This is a genomic window from Natronobiforma cellulositropha (assembly GCF_025629245.1).
Taxonomy (GTDB): Archaea; Halobacteriota; Halobacteria; order Halobacteriales; family Natrialbaceae; genus Natronobiforma; species Natronobiforma cellulositropha.
This window is the reverse complement of the sequence record NZ_JANZXN010000031.1, coordinates 60,398-75,211: the sequence shown is the minus strand read 5'-3', so window position 1 is coordinate 75,211 and position 14,814 is coordinate 60,398. Positions and strand designations below refer to the sequence as shown.

Sequence of the window (14,814 nt, the reverse complement as noted above, 5' to 3'; positions counted from 1 at the left end):
CGACGAACAGGTCCTCGAGGTCGACCCACCACTCGAGCGCGAGCCGGACACCACGCTCCAGCTCGTGGCGTTACCCTCCGGCTCGCTCGAGGTGTTCCGTCGGCTCCTAGTCCACCATCTCGGTTGTCAGATCCGCGATTGTTATCTCGAGATGGGTGTCGAACCGCCCGAAGCCTTCCGCCTCCTGGGTCACGGCTTCTACGACTCCGCCCAGCGCTACCGTCTGCTCGAGCGCTACGAACCCTACTTCGACTTCGAGGCGGACATCCCTGGCTATCGAACGGTCGACATCGGCCAACAACGATAACCCGTGGCGAGCAGCGACCACTCGAGAAACCGGTGGGTTGCGACACATCCAGGTCCGGCACTCGAGCGTGAAGCTGACGAGGTGGCGAGGAAGGCGCTCGAGTGCGTGCCCCCTGCCACACTCACACACCCTCGACGGCCGGCGGCGAGTACCCCGCACCGATCACCGGAACCCGCGTCTGTATAGTATACCGGCCTGTACCGCACCGAACAGTGAGTAGCCACACCGAGGAGGAGACACCGTTCGACGCCTACCGAGAGCAGGTCGACCGCCCGCTGACGCGGCTGTTTCTCGAGTACGGCCGCGGCCGCCTCCACCTGTTCAGCGTGGGGATGGTCGCGAACTTCGTCGCGCGGATGGCGAGTCTCGTCCCGCCGCTGATCCTCGGGGCGGCCATCGACGCCGTCTTCGTCGACGGTGGCGGCGAGTTCTCGATTCCGGTCGTCCCGAACGCGTGGCTGCCGACGGGCGACCTCGAGCAGTTCTGGTTCTCGGTGAGCGCCATCGCGCTCGCGTTCGTGATCGTCGCCGTCTTCACCTGGATCTACGGCGTCTGGGCCAACCTCTTCGCCCACGAGGTCATGCACACCGTCCGGGTCGACTGCTTCGCGAAGATGCAACGCCTCGATATGACCTTCTTCGACGACAAGCAGACCGGCGAGGTCATGGCCGTGCTCAACAACGATACGCAGAATCTCGAGCGGTTTCTCGACGACGCGCTGATGAACTCCGCGCGCCTGCTCGTCATGGTCGGGGGCATCGCCGCCGTCATGTTCTACCTCAACCCGCAGCTGGCGCTGATCACGCTCGTCGCCGTCCCCGCGATGTTCGCCTTCACCGTCTGGTTCATGCGCACCGTCGAACCCCGCTACGTCCGCCAGCGCGCCGCAGTTGGCTGGCTCAACACCCGCCTCGAGAACAGCCTCTCGGGGATGGCGCTGACGAAGACGACCAACAGCGAGACCTACGAGGTTGGGCGCGTCCGCGAGGCCTCGAAACGCCTGTTCGACGACACCATGGCCGTCCTCCGCCTCTCCTACCTCTACCGGCCGGGGATGGAACTGCTCGCCGGGATCGCCTTCGCCGTGACCTTCCTCGTCGGCGGTCTCTGGATCGTCACCGACAGCGCCCCCGGTCCCCTGACCGGCACGCTCAGCCTCGGCGACTTCGTCACCTTCCTCTTTCTCACCCAGTTCATCGTTGCCCCGCTCGCCGAAGTCTCGAACATCGTCGACCAGTACGAGAACGCCAAGGCCTCGAGCGAGCGTGTCTTCGGCCTGATGGACATCCCCGTCTTCGTCACCGATCCCGAGGACCCGGTCGAACTCGAGTCGGTCGCGGGCCACGTCGAGTACGACGGCGTCACCTTCGGCTACGGCGGTCTCTCACCGGTGGGGACCGACAGCGAAGAAGAGCGCACCGAGAGCGAGGGAGCCGACTCGAGCGAGCCCGTGATCTCCGACATCTCGTTCGTCGCCGAGCCAGGCGAGACGGTCGCGCTCGTCGGCCCGACGGGAGCCGGGAAGTCGACGATCCTCAAACTCCTCTTGCGGCTGTACGACGTTGACGAGCCACGCTCGTCAGCCCGTCAGACGGAGTCTGACGACGTCGACGAGGGAGCGGTTCGCATCGACGGCCACGACGTGCGGGACCTGCGTCTCGCCGACGTTCGCGGCGCGATTGGCTACGTCAGCCAGGACACCTTCCTCTTCGACGGGACCATCGCCGACAACATCCGATACGGGCGTTTCGACGCGCCCGAGGAGGCGGTCGAGACGGCCGCGAGGGCCGCCCAGGCACACGAGTTCATCGCCGAGTTGCCCGAGGGCTACGAGACGCGCGTGGGCGAACGCGGTGTGAAACTCTCCGGCGGCCAGCGCCAGCGCATCGCGCTCGCGCGCACGGTGTTCCAGGACCCCGAAATTCTGATCTTGGACGAGGCGACGAGCGCCGTCGACACGAAAACCGAGTTGCTCATCCAGCGCTCGATCGATCACCTGACCGAAGACCGGACCACGCTCGCCATCGCCCACCGCCTCTCGACCGTCCGCGACGCCGATCAGATCCTCGTCTTGGCGGCGGGACGGATCGTCGAGCGCGGCACCCACGAGGAGTTACTCGAGCGCGGGGACCGCTACGCGACGCTCTGGAACGCCCAGGCTGGATCGGACGAGGTGACACTCGATGCCTTCACAGACGGCGGGGAGTGATCGGACGAACGGGTGGAGAAAACGGCGTACTCAGTCGTCGTCGATGAGCAGTTCGAACTGTTCGTTCTCGGTGACCGCGTTGAGGACGACGCTCGTGTTCGACTCTTTGATGTCGGGGTCGGTGAGCAGCGTCTTGATCTGATTGTTCATCCCATCGGTGTCTTTGAACTTGCCGACGGCGATCACGTCGTAGTCGCCGGTGACCTCGTAGACCGAGATCATCTGGCGGTGCTCTTTGAGGCTGTCGGTGATGTCGGGGAGGGCGTTCCCCTCGACTTTGAGCTGGATGACGGCCGTCACGTCGTAGCCGAGTGAGTCGTAGTCGACCCGCGGGGTGTAGCCCTGGATGACTCCCTCTTCCTCGAGATCCGAGAGGTGATTGGAGACGGTCGTAACCGATACATCGAGTTCTTCAGCGAGGCTTCGGAGACTGGCCCGGCCGTCGCCGAGAAGTGCATTCACCAACTTCGCGTCGAGATTTTCGTACGTCATCAACTCCACCCACACACCCTACGCATTAGAACTTTACGAATATCCAGTTCCGAACATTGGAGAGAAGATTTGCGCGGAACAGCAGGGCTTTAGTAGTGGGGATACTCGGATAGACCGACGAGAAGATGACAAGCGGAAATCTCACCAGCACGGAACAGGCGGTATTGGACGAGATCGAAGAGCAGGGCGTCGACTTCCTCAGGCTCCAGTTTACCGATATCCTCGGCGTCGTGAAGAACGTTGCCGTCCCCGCACGCCAGGCTGAGAAGGCGTTCACCGAGGGAATCTACTTCGATGGCTCCTCGATCGACGGCTTCGTCCGCATCCAGGAGTCGGACATGCGTCTCAAGCCCGACCCCGAGACGTTCGCGATTCTCCCCTGGAGAAACAGCGAGGAGAGTGCCGCAGGCCGAATGATCTGTGACGTCATCAACACCTCGACGGGCGAACCCTTCGAGGGCGACCCACGCTACATCCTCAAGAAGGCACTCGAGCGCGCAGACGAGATGGGCTACACCGTCAACGCCGCGCCCGAGCCGGAGTTCTTCCTGTTCAAGGAGGACGAAGACGGCCGCGCGACGACGGAGACCAACGACGTCGGCGGCTACTTCGACGTCGCACCCAAGGACCTCGCCTCCGACGTCCGCCGGGATATCATCTACGGTCTCGAGAGCATGGGCTTCGACATCGAAGCCAGCCACCACGAGGTCGCCGAGGGCCAACACGAGATCAACTTCACCTACGACGACGCGCTCACGACGGCCGACAACGTCGGCACCTTCCGGACGGTCGTCCGTGCCATCGCCGCCGAACACGACCTGCACGCGACGTTCATGCCGAAGCCCATCGCCCGCATCAACGGCTCCGGGATGCACACGCACATCTCGCTGATGGACGAAGACGGCGAGAACGCGTTCCACTCCGACGACGACGAGTTCAACCTCTCGGAGACTGCACACTCGTTCCTCGCAGGCATCCTCGAGCACGCGCCCGCGATCACGGCCGTCTCGAACCCGACGGTCAACAGCTACAAGCGACTCGTCCCCGGCTACGAGGCACCCGTCTACGTCGCCTGGTCCGACCGCAACCGCTCGGCGCTCATCCGCAAGCCGGCCGCACGCGTCCCAGCGGCCTCGCGTATCGAGGCGCGCTTCCCCGACCCATCGTGTAACCCGTACCTCGCACTCGCCACGCTCATCCAGGCCGGTCTCGAGGGCATCGAGCAGGGTCTCGAGGCACCCGACCCGGTCCGCGAGAACATCTACGAGTTCGACGAGACCAAACGCGAGGAGTACGGCATCGACACCCTCCCCGCCAACCTCGGCGAGGCCGTCTCCGCACTCGAGGAAGACGAGATCATCCTCGACGCGCTCGGCGAGCACATCGGATCGAAGTTCATCGAAGCGAAGAAACAGGAGTTCGGCGAGTACATCGTCGAAGTCTCCCAGTGGGAACTCGATCAGTACTTAGAGACGTTCTAAGCGAGACGAGCACAGCTTCCGTCTTTTTTGCGCTCACGGCTGCGGAGCTGACGCTTTTTCGCGAGCGGAGAGCCGGTGGGGACACCAGCGGCTGTGAGATCGCTCGCCGGTAAAAAACCGCCGCTCAGGACCGCCACTCGCCGACCCGGTCGCGGAGGCGGCCGGGGAGTCCGAGCACCGAGACCGTCGTCCCGAACAGCACCATCAGGACGTAGACACCGAGCGTCGAGGTCCAGACGACGAACATCGCGAGGATCGCCCAGAGTCCCTCGAGGAAGTAGAAGGCGGCGATGGCCATCGCGGTCCCGTAGAGGAGCACGAGGTAGGGTCCCCAGCCGTGGGCGTGGCCCCGGCGGGCGTGTCTGCGGACGTAGCGTTTGAGGTCGCTCTCGAGCGACTCGCGCCTGACGGTGCGCCGTTCGACGCCGGATTCGACCTCCTCGAGTCGGTCGCGGAGGCGCTCGATCTCCTCGCGGAGGATGGCGGGGTCGTCCGCGCGGTCGCGCGTTCGTGCGCTGGCCGTCGAGATCGAACCGTCCTGTGAGTGGGACGCACCGCCGGTCGCCGAGGCGTCCGCTGGCTCACCCTGCACGTCGTCGGGTCCCGTGGCGTCGTCGGTCATCGCTCCTGTCGAAACCTGTCGCGCGCCGGGACTTTGTACCTGCCGATCCACGTCACGGCCGGCGAGTACGGCGTTGATCACCGCACCGAGGATGACGATCGCCGCACCGACGTAGAGCCAGGTCATGACGAGGAAGACGGCACCGAGTGCGCCGTAGAGCGCGTAGTCGCCCGCGACACCGGCGTAGACGGCGAACAGTCGTCCGAGCAGGGTCCAGCCAGCAGCGGCGAACGCGGTCCCCGGGAGCGCCTCGCGCACGTCGACGTCGGTGTTCGGGAAGACGACGTACAGCGGCAGGAAGACGGCGAAGATGGTGACGAACGCGAACAGCGGGGTGACGATTCCCGCCAGGCCACCGACGGCAGCGGCGAGCACCGTCTCCGCGCCGACGACGGCGAGCACGCCGAGCGAGACGGCGACGGCGACGATCCCCGCGTTCCGAAAGGAGTTGAGAAAGGAGACCGACGCGACGGTGCCGTAGACGTCGGAGAACGCCCGGTCGAGACCACGCAGGACGCGCGAGCCACCCCAGAGCAGCCCGCCGAGACCGACGAGCGTCGCCCCGCCTCGCCCCGTGTCCTCGGTGAACGCCTCGGTCAGCAGCGCCCGCGCACTCGGCGTGAGCACGTCGGCGAAGGCGTCCGAGAGCTGGTGGGCGAGCTCCTCACCGCCGACGACCGTCGTGATCACGACGCCGAGGATGACGAGCGGAACCAGCGAGAAGAAGGCGTAGAAGGCAACGCCCGCGGCGAGCAGCGTCAGCTGTTTCCGTATCGCGAGGTGGGCGACGCGCCGGCCGAGCGACTCGAGGTCTCGAGAGAGGGCCATACGCCGTACTCACCGTCCGGACCAAAAAGCCAGCGGGCGAGCCCGTCACCTCAGTCGGTCAGCGCGTGGGCCGTCGCCTCGTAAATCTCGTCGACGGTCGCGTCCGTCTTGAACGTCGTACCGCCGTAGTGAGTCCGCGAGGTGGCGTAGCCGGCCGACTCGAGGTCCGCGAGGAAGTCGTCCATCCGGTTCGCGGAGAGTCCCCACAGCTTACAGAGGCGGTGCTGGTCGAAGTAGGTCGGTTCGTCGAGTTCGGTCTCGAGGGTCTCGAGTAAGGTGTGCGCACTCGAGGCGGTGGCGAACTCGTCCGAGAGCTGCTCGCGGACGGCGGCGGTGAACGCCCGCTCGCGGATGGGACCGAGCCAGACCGGCCCGGCGGCGAGGACGCGCTCGCTCCCGCAGGCGGGACAGGTCTCCGGGGTGTTGGCGAGCAGGCCGGAGACGTGTTCGCGGTGGAGGCAGTCCTCACAGTGAGCCAGATGGCCGAGGTGGCCGAGGGCGTCGTCGGCCGCCGTCGCCTTGTGGGTCACCTCGAGGTAGGTGCGGACGTAGTGGCTGCTCGCGTGGGTCAGAATCGGCGTGATGCCGACGTCGAAGCGGGCGGCCGAGCGCGCGAGCGCCGAGAGGAGGACCCGGACGCCCATCTCGGTGTGGTACTCGGTGTTTCTCGGGACCGCGGCGTAAGAGCGGATCCCGCTGTTGAGGTGCGCACCACACAGCGGGGCGGTGTCGGTCGCGGTCACACAGAGGAGATTCCGGCAGGTCGAGACGGCCGCGTCGGCGAAGGGCATCGGCGTGCCGTAGGGATCTAAGTCGACCACGTCGAAGACGGAGTCGGCGTCGAACAGCAGCGACCGGGCGTCGCGCTCGAGGACGGTCGCCTCGACGCCCGCCCGTGTGACGTTCTCACGGGCGAGCGAGACGGCCGTCTCGTCGCGGTCACAGCAGGTCACCGTCCAGCCGTCGGCGGCGGCGCGGATCCCACGGATGCCGCTCGCCGTCATCGCGTCGAGGTAGCTCTCCGCACGTGGCTCGCGCTCGCGGTACGCCCGCAGGGTCGCCACCGTCAGGTCCCGGTTCAGTTCCTGGCGCGGGTTGTAGAACACCGACGCCTCGACGCCGTGTGTCGACTCGCCGGGCACCTCGATCGAGACTCCACCTTCGGTGACGCGCATACACCCGGTCTGGCCGGGAGGGCGAAAAAAACCGCGATCCGCGCTCGAGCGAACCAAACGAATTAGGACGTAGAGCACCGAGTGCTCGGCGTGCCCGAGGCGAACTCCGGTCCCGACGGCGAGCGTGACGGTGAGCGAGAGCGCCGCCAGGAACGCGAGCGAACGCCTCGAGGGTCCGCTGGCGACGATCCGGTCTCGCGCTGGCAGGCGGCGCTCGAGGAGGCGGGCGAACTGACACCGGAGATCGTCGGCCAGATCTCACGGATCCACGGTGACCGGGGCGTACGCGCCATCGAGGCGGTCGGCGAGGGGCGGGTGAAGGTCTACCGTGACTTCACGGTCGTCGTCGGCTACGACGACGAGTACGTCGTCGAAGGCGGTGGCTGTACCTGCAAGGACAGCGAGTACAACCTGGACGCGGACGACCCGACTCAGCAGTGCTGGCACGCCCTCGCCGTCGCCATCGCCCGCCGGGTCGGCTACCTCGACTACCACGACATGTGGTACTCGGACGTCCGCGAGTTCCTCTGAGAGCGGCTCGTGAGTAGTGGATGTCTCCGCAAGCGACTCGAGCGAATCTCACTCGAGCGTCGTTCGCTGGGCGCAGTTCGGACACCAGCGCTCGGCGTAGATGGAGGCGTACTCGCGTTCGCCACAGTGTGAGCAGCGTCCGTCCGGGTATCTGACCATGGCTCGAGTCTCGTCCGGACGGGGAAAACGCTCGGCGCTAGCTGGGACGGCCTTTTTATGCGTCTCGGCCGCGGCGGTAGGCGACGCAGATGTCGACGAAGTTGCGCAGAATCGTCAGCCCCGTCTCGCCGCTCTTCTCGGGGTGGAACTGGGTGCCGAAGACGTTGCCGGACTCGTTGGCGACGATGGCGGGGAACTCGAGGTCGTAGTCGGTGCTCGCGACCGTCGCGCCGTCGTCGTCGGGGACGGCGTAGTAGGAGTGGACGAAGTAGGCGTAGCGGCCGTCGACGGAGCCACCGGTAGCGCCTGCTGCTCGGTCGCCTTCGGTCTCGGTGTCGACGCCCTCGACCAGCGGGTGAGCGCGCTCGACGCTGAGTTCGTTCCAGCCCATGTGGGGCACCTTCTGACCGTGGTCGAAACGGACGTTCGTCCCCGGCACGAGGTCGAGACCCGTCACCGCCGCGTCGCCGTCGGTCGCCCCCTCCTCGCTCGTCGTCAACAGCATTTGCATCCCGAGACAGATGCCGAACAGTGGCTGGCCGCGGTCGGCGACCGCCAGGAGGTCCTCGCGGATCGGATCGGCGTTCTCGACACCCTCGCGAAACGCGCCGACGCCGGGGAGGACGACCCCGTCGGCCTCGGCGAACGCCGCCGAGTCGTCGGTGATCGTCACGGCAGCGCCCGCGCGCTCGAGACCGCGCGTGACGCTCCGGAGGTTCCCGAGACCGTAGTCGACGACGACGACCGAGGCGAGCGCGTCCTCGCTCGAGCGGGTCGTGAGAGACTGCTGGCTCATACGACGAGTCGGTGACTCGAGGGCAAATGGCTTTTCGTTCGGACCAGTACTGCCGAAACCCGCTCGACGGTTCCAGCACCCCAATTCCCCGATAGACGATTGTCATCGGTGTCGGCACAAAAGATGAAACAGTAGAAAGAAATATATGGATATGGTTCAAAATAAGAGTATGGAGAAGACAGACATAACGAGAACGTTCAAATCGGAGCTGCCCGCGGCGAGCGAGCCGACGGGCGTCGGCGGTGAGTTCGAACACGTCATCGTGATGAGCGACGACGAACCCGCCGAGTGTACGATCTTTCCACGAGACTGCACCGACGAAGAGATCCTCACCACCTGGGTGAGCGCCCAGAGCGGGTCGTTCGTCGCCCTCGAAACGATGCGATGACCGCCCGAACCACCACACAGCCGACCGATTTTCGCTCCCGACGGCGCTAGAACTCGCCCAGTCGCGACTGGCCGCCGTCTGTCTTCTCACCCGTGATCCCCGCGAGCGAGGCGGCCGCCTCGAGCGTCTCCTCGAAAGGACCTAGCTGGCTGCGGTCGTAGAGCGTCGCCGCCGGGTGCAGACAGAGCAGCACCCGTCGCGGAACGCCAGCGATCCGAACCTCCTCGACGGTTCCAACCTCCTTCGTGATCGCGACGCTCCGCCCCAGCAGGTGCTCGCTCGGTACCTTCCCGAGCGTGACGATCACGTCGGGGTCGACGCGCTCGATTTCGACCTCGAGGTGGCCGCGACAGTGCTCGAGTTCGGCCGTCGTCGGGTCGCGGTTCTCCGGCGGGCGACAGCGCACACAGTTGGTGATCCGAACCGCGTCGCGCTCGAGGGAGACGGCACGTAGCGTATCGTCCAGGACGGTGCCGCTGCGCCCGACGAACGGTTCGCCCTCGCGGTCTTCCTGCGCGCCGGGTCCCTCGCCGACGAAGAGGACGGCGGCGTCCTCGGGACCGGTGCCGTCGACGATTCGACTCCGCGACTCGACGAGTGCCGGACACAGCGTACAGTCGGGAACCTCGAGTCCATCCATTCGCTCGCGCGCCCGCTCGACGCTGCCGTCGTCACTGCTCATGGTGGTCACTCCGGGAGCGACGACCTACGTGTTTCGGGACGCGAGCGTCGGGGGCTAGCCACCGCCCCGGTACCGGTCCGCCGCCCGCGCGGCGAAACGGGCGACGCGAAGCGGCTCCGGCCGGCCGCCTTCGGGCGTGAACGCTCGGACGACGGCGCTCGCCTCCTCGGTGTCGAGACCGACCGCACGGACGAACACCGTCTCGTCACCGACGGCGAGTCGGGTGCGCGGCGGCAAGCGCTCGTACACGTCGAGGCGCGCTTCGAGCGCACCACCCGAGAACGCCTCGCGCAGGCCCGCCTCGAGTCCGTCGCTCTCCTCGAAGGTGACCGCGATCACGGGCCGGTCCGTCCGCGCGGCGATGCGCTCGAGGTCGAGGAGGTTGTACCAGGCGGGGGCGACCGCGCCGACGAGGAGGTACCGGACGTCGGCACGCTCGAGCGAGTCGGAGAGCCGACAGACCGCGTCGGTGGCGTCGGTGGCGCCGACGGTACAGGTGCCGAACGTGACGCCGTCGACGACTCTCGAGGCGCGTACCACGACGCCAGCGAGCGTACTCTCGGTGCGCTCAGGGGCGTACGACTCCGCGATTCCCAGCGCTCTGGCGCCGGGCTTGACGCTCACGCCGCGTCGTCACCCTCGTCTTTGATCTCCGCGAGCTTCGCGAGGAGTTCGCCGCTCGACGCCCCGTTGTCGAACTCGAGAGTGCCCTCGTGTGGATTCTCCTCGGAGCGAACCGCGTCGTCGTCATCAAAATCGGTCTCAACCTCGCGCTGCTCGGATTCGTCGTAGCTTCCGAATCCCATGTACACGGTAGTACACGCTCGAGGGCGATAAAATCCCCGCCCGAACGGAGCGGTCTCGTCCGAGCCACACACGGTGGCGGCACGGCCGTGACCACGACGGACGCCAGGACTTAGGTCCCGGCCAGCCGAGAGCGAACGTATGGACCCACACAACGTAACGGCAGACGTCGAGACGTTCACCGCGAACGCCTACCTCTGTCCCGGGGGGCGGCCAGCGCTCGTCGACGTCGGCGCGAGCGACGGCGTCGTCGCGGCCGTCACCGGACACACCGACGCGCTCGAGGCGGTCGTCATCACCCACCAGCACGGCGACCACGTGGCGGCGCTCGAGGCGGTCTGTGAGGCGTTCGGACCCGGTCTCGAGGTGTACGCCTACGCCGACCACCCGCGCCGGACGGAGCGCATCGACGACGGCGACCGACTCGAGATCGGCGACGAGAGCTTCGAGGTAGTCTACACGCCCGGCCACGCCGACGACCACGTCGCGTTCGTCTCGGAGACGACGCTGTTCAGCGGCGACGTCGTCGTCCACGACGACGGCGCGTTCGTGGGCGGCAGTTTCGGACGGACGGACATGCCCGGCCAGTCGCGCGAGACGCTCATCGAGAGCATCGAACGGCTACTCGAGCGTCTGCCCGAGGGTGTCGAACACCTGTACTCGGGCCACGGCGAGGTCTTCCACGGTGACGTCCGAGACGTCGTGGAGACGGCGCTCGAGCGAGCGAAGCGACGCGAGCCGAAGTACCCCGACGAGTGAGTCGGGCGAGTGGCCGGGACCGACGACGAGCGCGTCAGTCGTCCTCGGTGGCCGAGGCGCTCGAGTAGTCTTCGATGCCGTCGGTGACGTACTCTTTCGCGCCGAGACCGACGGCGATGCCGACCGCGATGGCGAACGCGAGCGCCAGCGCGAGACCGACGGTGTCGGCGAGCGTGTAGAGGATGGCGACGTTGAGTCCCATCGTCTCGAGGGCGATGACCGCCACGGCGTAGTAGAGGACCACCTTCGCCGCGGCGGCGGCGAACGCGGAGACGCGCCCCTCGAGCAGCGGCGAGTCGGCGACCGCCGAAGAGACGTAGTTGGCGACGACGAAGCCGACGAGGAGCACGAGGAGACCCACGGCGAAGGAGCCGAGCGTGCCGAACGCCGAGGAGATGGTCTCTTCGACCATCGTTATCGGTCCCCGTTCGCGGCGCGTTCAGTCAGTCGGCCGGCCACACGGTCGGTCGGCGAATCGTACATGGTCGAGCGAGGCGAATCAATCAAGTTGACTGTTTCTATTTCTACGGAAGGGGAAACCGGATTTCGGTTCCGCCACCATCAGAAGTCGGTGTTGCAGACGTGCGACGGCGGCGCTCGTGGGTGGTGATAACCGCATCGAGGACGCTCACGGGCGGTGGGAGCCGCACCGGCGGCACTCGCGGGCAGCGGTGGGCCGACGTCGAGTCCGAAAGACCGGTGGCGAGCGCTCACGAGAACGCTGCGTGGAAACCGCGCAGAAAAGCGGGTCTGACGCCGTTACGTGCTCCGGGCTTCCTTCGCCTTCGGGCGGAGTTTGGCGTAGCCACACTTGCGGCAGCGGTCCGTGCGTTTCGGGTTGCGAGCGTTACAGCGCATGCAGATGAGCTTGTCGAGAGTCCGCTTCTCTGCGGCGTCGAAACTGGCCATAGTAGCCCTCTGTGCGGTCTCCGAGTTAAGCCTGATGGTCTGAGCCCGCTCACCGCGGAGAACGGTTCACCCGTTGCGCGCCGAAAGTTACGGCAATGAAGAGTGAGATTTATTACCAGTTGTGCCGACTGTCATCCCAATGGACGGAGACCGTGGACTCGAGCAGGCCGTCCGTCTCGCCGCGATCGCGGCGTTCCTCTGGCTCTCGTTCGTTCTGATCGTGACGTTCAGACCGGTCTCGTACGTCCTCGTCGCGGCGGTCTGTGGGGTCGCCGTGCTGTACGCGATCCGCGTCGTCCACTTCCGAGTCATCGACGCTACGGATGCGGATCACTCCTCGGCGAGATAGTCCGCCTGCACCGAGACGACCGCACTCGAGTCGGCACACTCGCTGTAGCGGCGCAACGGCTCTTCGTTGAGCGTCAGGAAGGTCTCGCCCCAGCGAAACGGCTCGAGCAGCGCCTGCGCGTCCTCGAGACGGCCGAAGATGGCGAGCGCTCCCGCGAGCGCCTCGGCCGTCGTCAGCCGGAAGGGGCGGCCGTAGTTGACCGGGTTCGCGGCGACGAGGAAGGGCAGTGCCCGGTGGACGCCGCGCATGGAGAAGGAGGCCGCCTCGGCCGACTCCCACGAGCAGTCGAGCGCAACGAGCGTCCCGAACCCCTCGTCGGCGTCGGCGGGTGAGAGCGCGCGCTCGGCGTGCGGGTTGAGCACGACACCGTAGGGAACCGCCCGCATCGACCGGTGCAGCGTCGCCTGGCCGAAGCGCTCGAGTCTGCGCGCGGTACACTTCTTCGGGTCGTCGTCGCCCTCGTAGTAGACGTGGACCTCCACGGCCGACGGTAGGGACGGGTGCGAGAAAAGGGTAGCCGTCCGCGCCGACGCGGACGACACGTCGCGCCTAAGGGCCCGGAGGGCGAGCGTCGAAGTATGCCACGTCGACTGCTGTCGGTCACCGCCTACACGACGCTCGAGTACGTCGAGAGCGTCGTGACCGGCCACGACTTCGAAACCGAGACGGTCGCCGTCCTCGACGTGACGAGCGACCGCGACGACCCCGACTGCGTCCACCTGAAACTCGAAGCCGATAACCTCAGCGAGCGCCACCTCCCCGCTCACATGGAGCGCCTCGAGTTGACGCCGGAGCAGGCGCGCGCGATAGCCGCGGATCTCGAGAAACACGCCGAGCGCGTCGAGAACGCCGACGGCCAGACAGAAGACGGGTGACGACCAGCGCCAGTCGGTCCCGTACGGGTGTGGACTACGTTTTTATTCGCTCCGCACCGAGAAACAGGACGTGACGGTCCCTGCAGCGACCGCCGGTGAGGGCGTGACGGTTCGCCAGGCCGAGCGCGCGGACCTCCTCGCCGTCTACCGCATCGAGACCGCCTCCTTCCCCCAGCCGTGGCCCTACGACGCGTTCGAGTGTTTTCTCGGGGAACCCGGATTTTTAGTGGCCGTCGACGGAAAACGGGTCGTCGGCTACGTCGTCGCCGACGTGACGAGGAGCTACGGCCGCGGTCTCGGCCACGTCAAAGACGTCGCCGTCCACCCCGACCGGCGCGGGCGCGGCGTGGGGTCGCTGTTGCTCGCCCGGGCGCTGTTCGTCCTCACCCTCGACGGCGCGACCTCGGTCAAACTCGAGGTGCGCGAGTCGAACCACCGCGCGCAGCGGCTCTACGAGTCGTTCGGCTTCGAGACCCTCCGGCGCGTCCACCAGTACTACGACGACGGCGAGGACGCGCTCGTGATGATCCGCGAACTCGAGCCGTGAACCCTTTCTCCCAGGACACACCAGAGTCGGCTATGGCAACGGGATACGTCTGCCCGGTCTGTGACACCGCCCACCCGGACGCGATTCACCTCGCGAACCACCTCGCGGTCACGGCGTCGCTCGGTCGGACCGACCACTGCGAGTGGCTCGAGAGCCACGCCCCCGACTGGCGTACGTCCACCCCGGCCGAACTCGCCGCGCGCGTCGCACCCGAAGCGACCGAGATCGACGTGCCCGACGCCGTGCTCGAGGAACCCGGCGACCACCCGCTCGAGACGGTCCCGGGACGCACACCGGACGCGGCCGGTGACGCCGAGGTCGAGCGCGTCCTCTCGGAGGCGCGTGAGCTAACCCGGCGGATGTACGCGAACGAGGAGGCTGAGCGCGACACAGAGCGGTGAGCGAGTAGTTTTCGCAAGGATAACCCTGCTCGAATCTAAAGAGACAGTATGCACACGGTGGGAGATGTGTCACCGAGGTCGGTCGAGGCGGCGCGCGAACAGTACGAGAACGCGGGTCCGGCCGCCCAGACGGTCGTCCGCGAGGTCGCCCGCGCGATGGCGTTCGACCGCGAGGAGTACCAGCAGCGGGTGACGAGCGACGTCGTCGAGACCGCGAGAGACGCCCTCTTCGCGAGTCTGCTCGAGGTCGCCGTCGGAACCTGCGAGGAGTACGCCGCCTGGCGCGACGGCTACGACGGCGACGTCGTCGAGATCGGCAGCGAGAACGTCGAGAACGTCGTCTGGCACGCCGGGCCGAACGGGGTGGCGGTCGCGGCCACCTTCCACGAGAAAGAGGAGGCCGCCGTCGCGACCCTCCGGCGTCAGGCGTTCGGGCGGGTCTACCGCGACCTGTTGTGAGTCCGTGGCGGCCCGAACGCGATAGAGCGTGGCGGAACGC

Annotated in this window: 21 protein-coding genes; 11 read left to right on the top strand and 10 right to left on the bottom strand. The window is 66.8% G+C overall.

All coding sequences use genetic code 11. From position 1 onward, the window contains the following. Both N0B15_RS14630 and N0B15_RS14625 read left to right on the top strand, forming a co-directional pair. Nucleotides 1–307: DUF7958 family protein (locus N0B15_RS14630; protein ID WP_484549519.1), on the top strand; the 307-nt coding region annotated here is incomplete at its 5' end. A 212-nt stretch (nucleotides 308–519) separates the two neighbouring features. Continuing rightward, nucleotides 520–2,517 carry an ABC transporter ATP-binding protein gene (locus N0B15_RS14625; RefSeq protein WP_263020454.1) on the top strand — a complete coding sequence of 666 codons (1,998 nt, stop codon included), beginning with the start codon at nucleotides 520–522 and terminating at the stop codon, nucleotides 2,515–2,517. A gap of 30 nt (nucleotides 2,518–2,547) precedes the next feature. On the opposite strand, the gene lrp is transcribed toward N0B15_RS14625, so the two are convergent. After that, nucleotides 2,548–3,009, bottom strand: coding sequence for an HTH-type transcriptional regulator Lrp (lrp, locus tag N0B15_RS14620; protein WP_263020453.1), 462 nt, complete (start codon nucleotides 3,007–3,009; stop codon nucleotides 2,548–2,550). 125 nt (nucleotides 3,010–3,134) lie between these two features. On the opposite strand from lrp, the gene glnA reads away from it, so the two are divergent. After that, a complete protein-coding gene (gene glnA / locus N0B15_RS14615) occupies nucleotides 3,135–4,490 on the top strand; it encodes a type I glutamate--ammonia ligase (RefSeq protein ID WP_263020452.1) in 1,356 nt (451 codons plus the stop codon). Between the two features lie 124 nt (nucleotides 4,491–4,614). On the opposite strand, the gene N0B15_RS14610 is transcribed toward glnA, so the two are convergent. Continuing rightward, a complete protein-coding gene (locus tag N0B15_RS14610) occupies nucleotides 4,615–5,940 on the bottom strand; it encodes a YihY/virulence factor BrkB family protein (RefSeq protein WP_263020451.1) in 1,326 nt (441 codons plus the stop codon). Between the two features lie 50 nt (nucleotides 5,941–5,990). Continuing rightward, nucleotides 5,991–7,115 carry a tRNA (guanine(26)-N(2))-dimethyltransferase gene (locus tag N0B15_RS14605; RefSeq protein WP_263020450.1) on the bottom strand — a complete coding sequence of 375 codons (1,125 nt, stop codon included), beginning with the start codon at nucleotides 7,113–7,115 and terminating at the stop codon, nucleotides 5,991–5,993. 231 nt (nucleotides 7,116–7,346) lie between these two features. Here N0B15_RS14605 and N0B15_RS14600 point away from each other — a divergent pair, with 231 nt between their 5' ends. Then, on the top strand, nucleotides 7,347–7,646 hold the full coding sequence (locus N0B15_RS14600) for a hypothetical protein (RefSeq protein WP_317618612.1): 300 nt from the start codon (nucleotides 7,347–7,349) through the stop codon (nucleotides 7,644–7,646). Nucleotides 7,647–7,860: 214 nt separating this feature from the next. On the opposite strand, the gene hisH is transcribed toward N0B15_RS14600, so the two are convergent. Then, nucleotides 7,861–8,601, bottom strand: coding sequence for an imidazole glycerol phosphate synthase subunit HisH (hisH, locus tag N0B15_RS14595; RefSeq protein ID WP_263020449.1), 741 nt, complete (start codon nucleotides 8,599–8,601; stop codon nucleotides 7,861–7,863). Nucleotides 8,602–8,770: 169 nt separating this feature from the next. Between hisH and N0B15_RS14590 the strand changes: the two genes are divergently transcribed. Next, on the top strand, nucleotides 8,771–8,989 hold the full coding sequence (locus N0B15_RS14590; RefSeq protein WP_263020448.1) for a DUF7511 domain-containing protein: 219 nt from the start codon (nucleotides 8,771–8,773) through the stop codon (nucleotides 8,987–8,989). A gap of 46 nt (nucleotides 8,990–9,035) precedes the next feature. Here the strand turns inward: N0B15_RS14590 and N0B15_RS14585 are convergent, their stop codons facing one another. The 3 genes from N0B15_RS14585 to N0B15_RS14575 are packed head-to-tail and all read right to left on the bottom strand — an operon-like array spanning nucleotide 9,036 to nucleotide 10,477. Beyond that, on the bottom strand, nucleotides 9,036–9,671 hold the full coding sequence (locus tag N0B15_RS14585; protein WP_425494243.1) for a uracil-DNA glycosylase: 636 nt from the start codon (nucleotides 9,669–9,671) through the stop codon (nucleotides 9,036–9,038). A 54-nt stretch (nucleotides 9,672–9,725) separates the two neighbouring features. Continuing rightward, the gene (locus tag N0B15_RS14580) at nucleotides 9,726–10,295 is read right to left on the bottom strand and encodes an endonuclease dU (protein ID WP_263020447.1); all 570 of its coding nucleotides are present in this window, start codon (nucleotides 10,293–10,295) and stop codon (nucleotides 9,726–9,728) included. After that, nucleotides 10,292–10,477 (bottom strand): DUF5786 family protein, encoded by a 186-nt coding sequence (locus N0B15_RS14575; RefSeq protein ID WP_263020446.1) that lies wholly within the window; start codon nucleotides 10,475–10,477, stop codon nucleotides 10,292–10,294. The genes N0B15_RS14580 and N0B15_RS14575 overlap by 4 nt, the downstream gene beginning before the upstream one ends. Before the next feature lie 139 nt (nucleotides 10,478–10,616). On the opposite strand from N0B15_RS14575, the gene N0B15_RS14570 reads away from it, so the two are divergent. Next, nucleotides 10,617–11,234: an MBL fold metallo-hydrolase gene (locus N0B15_RS14570; protein WP_263020445.1), complete on the top strand. Its 618-nt coding sequence runs from the start codon at nucleotides 10,617–10,619 to the stop codon at nucleotides 11,232–11,234. A 34-nt stretch (nucleotides 11,235–11,268) separates the two neighbouring features. Here N0B15_RS14570 and N0B15_RS14565 read toward each other — a convergent pair whose 3' ends face one another. Then, entirely contained in the window at nucleotides 11,269–11,646 is a 378-nt protein-coding gene (locus N0B15_RS14565) for a hypothetical protein (RefSeq protein ID WP_263020444.1), read from the bottom strand. 347 nt (nucleotides 11,647–11,993) lie between these two features. Beyond that, nucleotides 11,994–12,143: a 50S ribosomal protein L40e gene (locus N0B15_RS14560; protein ID WP_263020443.1), complete on the bottom strand. Its 150-nt coding sequence runs from the start codon at nucleotides 12,141–12,143 to the stop codon at nucleotides 11,994–11,996. Nucleotides 12,144–12,282: 139 nt separating this feature from the next. Between N0B15_RS14560 and N0B15_RS14555 the strand changes: the two genes are divergently transcribed. Further along, the gene (locus N0B15_RS14555) at nucleotides 12,283–12,492 is read left to right on the top strand and encodes a hypothetical protein (protein ID WP_263020442.1); all 210 of its coding nucleotides are present in this window, start codon (nucleotides 12,283–12,285) and stop codon (nucleotides 12,490–12,492) included. Here the strand turns inward: N0B15_RS14555 and N0B15_RS14550 are convergent. Next, nucleotides 12,474–12,974: a DUF367 family protein gene (locus N0B15_RS14550; RefSeq protein ID WP_263020441.1), complete on the bottom strand. Its 501-nt coding sequence runs from the start codon at nucleotides 12,972–12,974 to the stop codon at nucleotides 12,474–12,476. The genes N0B15_RS14555 and N0B15_RS14550 overlap by 19 nt on opposite strands. A 96-nt stretch (nucleotides 12,975–13,070) precedes the next feature. Here N0B15_RS14550 and N0B15_RS14545 point away from each other — a divergent pair, with 96 nt between their 5' ends. From N0B15_RS14545 to N0B15_RS14530, 4 genes are all read left to right on the top strand, one after another. Continuing rightward, on the top strand, nucleotides 13,071–13,367 hold the full coding sequence (locus N0B15_RS14545; RefSeq protein ID WP_263020440.1) for a DUF6360 family protein: 297 nt from the start codon (nucleotides 13,071–13,073) through the stop codon (nucleotides 13,365–13,367). 70 nt (nucleotides 13,368–13,437) lie between these two features. After that, a complete protein-coding gene (rimI, locus tag N0B15_RS14540) occupies nucleotides 13,438–13,914 on the top strand; it encodes a ribosomal protein S18-alanine N-acetyltransferase (protein WP_263020439.1) in 477 nt (158 codons plus the stop codon). Between the two features lie 32 nt (nucleotides 13,915–13,946). Continuing rightward, nucleotides 13,947–14,315, top strand: coding sequence for a DUF5810 domain-containing protein (locus N0B15_RS14535; RefSeq protein WP_263020438.1), 369 nt, complete (start codon nucleotides 13,947–13,949; stop codon nucleotides 14,313–14,315). Between the two features lie 48 nt (nucleotides 14,316–14,363). Continuing rightward, nucleotides 14,364–14,774: a DUF5809 family protein gene (locus N0B15_RS14530; RefSeq protein WP_263020437.1), complete on the top strand. Its 411-nt coding sequence runs from the start codon at nucleotides 14,364–14,366 to the stop codon at nucleotides 14,772–14,774. Nucleotides 14,775–14,814: the final 40 nt, after the last annotated feature.